Source organism: Candidatus Phytoplasma citri (assembly GCF_002009625.1).
In the GTDB taxonomy this organism is placed as follows: domain Bacteria; phylum Bacillota_I; class Bacilli_A; order Acholeplasmatales; family Acholeplasmataceae; genus Phytoplasma; species Phytoplasma citri.
Window position 1 is genome coordinate 1 of record NZ_MWKN01000067.1, and the last position, 2,694, is coordinate 2,694.

3 protein-coding genes are annotated in these 2,694 nt (G+C 26.9%); all 3 read left to right on the forward strand.

Annotated features, from left to right (window positions below; translation table 11 throughout):
* Nucleotides 1-17: 17 nt before the first annotated feature.
* The 3 genes from B2G44_RS01925 to rplU all read left to right on the forward strand — a co-directional run bounded on the left by B2G44_RS01925 (nucleotide 18) and on the right by rplU (nucleotide 1,922).
* Complete coding sequence (locus B2G44_RS01925; RefSeq protein WP_257616375.1) at nucleotides 18-425, forward strand: nucleotidyl transferase family protein; 408 nt, start codon at nucleotides 18-20, stop codon at nucleotides 423-425.
* Nucleotides 426-534: 109 nt separating this feature from the next.
* The gene (trhO, locus tag B2G44_RS01930) at nucleotides 535-1,500 is read left to right on the forward strand and encodes an oxygen-dependent tRNA uridine(34) hydroxylase TrhO (protein WP_078123157.1); all 966 of its coding nucleotides are present in this window, start codon (nucleotides 535-537) and stop codon (nucleotides 1,498-1,500) included.
* Between the two features lie 98 nt (nucleotides 1,501-1,598).
* Nucleotides 1,599-1,922, forward strand: coding sequence for a 50S ribosomal protein L21 (gene rplU / locus B2G44_RS01935; RefSeq protein ID WP_078123156.1), 324 nt, complete (start codon nucleotides 1,599-1,601; stop codon nucleotides 1,920-1,922).
* Nucleotides 1,923-2,694: the final 772 nt, after the last annotated feature.

The window sequence follows — 2,694 nt, forward strand, 5'->3', positions numbered from 1 at the left end:
GCAATTAATCTATCCGTATTTCTAGAAATGTTTTTCCTTCTTATTTTTTATCATCTCCTGAACAAGTAATTCGTTCTCAAATTATTTTAGACACAAATATTTTTGCCAATTATATAGCTTGTAAATTAGGTATTAAAACACGTTATGTAGGAGAAGAACCTTTTTCTTATACTACTAATTTATATAATACAATAATGAAAGAAATTTTGTTTAAATCTTCAATAGAATTAGTTATTTTGCCTCGATTGATCGAGGATTTTAAACCTATTTCAGCAACACAAGTGCGTAAATTGTTTATCCAGGGAAATTTTAAAGATATGAAAAAATTAGTCCCTATAACTACTTTAAAATTTTTGCAAAAATTAAATTATAAAAAATATGCTCAAAATCCTGAACTTTCTAAATTGATTGATAAAAGTTTTTAACTTTTCCGGATTAAAGTATTTTAGTTACAAATTAAACAATTTAAAGTGAGTTATTATTTTATGCATATACTTGTTTTTTTTTAAAAATAAAGGAATTATCGAATATATTATGGTATCCAATAAAAATCAAATGGACAAAAATCTTTATCAAGTAATTTTATTTTATAATTATAGTTATATTAAAAATCCTAAAATTTTATGTAATCTTCATAAAACATTTTGTATTAAAAATAAATTATTAGGTAGAATTATTATTTCTGAAGAAGGTATTAATGGCACTTTGTCAGGATTAACAATAGATATTAATTCTTATATGCAATTTTTATTACAAGATTCTTGTTTTGCTAATACTGCGTTTAAAATAGATTCAGTTAATGGCCATGTTTTTCCTAAACTTTCAGTAAAATACAAAAAAGAAATAGTATCTTTAAAGTTAAAAAATGATATTTTTCCTAAAAATAGTTGTTATTTAGAACCTAAAGAATTTTATAATTTATCTCAAAAATCTGATATTATTTTATTAGATGCTCGTAATAATTATGAAACAAAGTTAGGACATTTTTTGAATGCTATTTTGCCTGATATTAATAATTTTCGAGAATTACCTGCTTGGATAGATAAAAATTTAGATTTTTTTAAAAATAAAAAGGTTTTAACTTATTGTACTGGAGGGGTAAGATGCGAAAAATTATCTATTTATTTAAAAAATAAAGGGATATCTGAAGTTTTTCAATTAAAAGGGGGAATTATTAATTATAGTCAAGATGAAACACTTCAGGGTGAAAGATTCCAGGGTAGTCTTTATGTTTTTGATAAAAGAATTGTTGTTAAAGCGAATAAAAAAAAACATACTATTATAGGAAAAGATTTTTTCGATCAGACTCCTTGTGAAAGATATATTAATTGTGCCAATCCTGAATGTAATAAACAAATTTTATGTAGTTTAGCTAATGAAATCAAATATTCAGGTAGTTGTTGTCTACGTTGTAGAAAACATGTTAATAATCGTTTTAATCGCGAAAATTATAAAAAATCTATTAATTCGAATAGAAATTATGATGTAATAATTTGCTGATTAAAAAAAGATGTGATTATTTATATAATTATGTTAAATTATTTAAAATAATAATATTATTTTTGTTAATATCGATTTAAGAAAGAAAGAGGTTATTTATGGATAAATTTGCTATTGTGGCTAATGGTAATAAACAATTCCAAGTTACTTTAAATCAAGAAATTTTTACAGATAAATTATCAGTACAACCCGAAGAAGTTTATGTTTTTCGCAAGGTTTTAGCTATCTATTCGGAAGGTAACTCTATTTTGGGAAATCCTTGTATTGAAGGAGCTACAGTAGAAGCTAAAGTTATTAAGCAAGGTAAATCAAAAAAAATTATTGTAGCAACTTATAAAAGGCGTAAAAAGTATCGTTGCAAAAAAGGACATAGACAGTTATACACGAAACTTTTAATTACTAATATTAATTTGCCTAAATGATTATTTTATTAATTATATGATTGAATGTTTTATAAAATATAATGGCGAAATTATTACTTCTATTATTGGGGCGCCAAAGAAGCCTAAATTTCGTGCTATCTCACCAATAGCCAGGGTCGATAAACCCTGAAAGGATATAGTCGGTCCGGCAGACGAAAGAATGTCAGATTACAGCAGACTATAAAAGCGGGTTGCGACGAAAGCAAATTAGTCAAGAGGACGCTGCCACCAAATAATTCGATGGAAAAGCCTGAAATGGCCTAAGAAGGAAAATTGATGTAATAGAAGAACCTATCCCGGAAGTTGCTTAAACGGATAGTCCAGAGTCTACTAGTATAAATATTAAGTACTGAGTAGTTTATCAAATAAAGAAACCTGGAATCAGCCTCCAAAAGAGGATACTTCCCCTAAGGAATTAAGGTCGAAATTTAGCGTAACTTGGAGAATCCTAAAACGAAGCAATTGAATTTGCTAATCTGGAAATAAAAGCCTGGATCGTCAAGGATAAAGAATCTTCTTAGTAGTCGTAAGCGTAAACCTAAATTTGGTATAATTTAGTTAATCGCCTTACCGAGAAGAGAGTTAACGACTCTTATAGGGCGAAAGAAGATAGTAATTTATTACTTATTCAATGGTATCAAGAAAGGGGTTGATATACTATGTCAACAACGGTTTCACTAGAAACTAAACTTTCGCGAACATTGGATAAAATTCAATATCGTTCATCAAATGGTTACTCTTTAAAAAGAGAATTACAGCAAGGAATGAATAA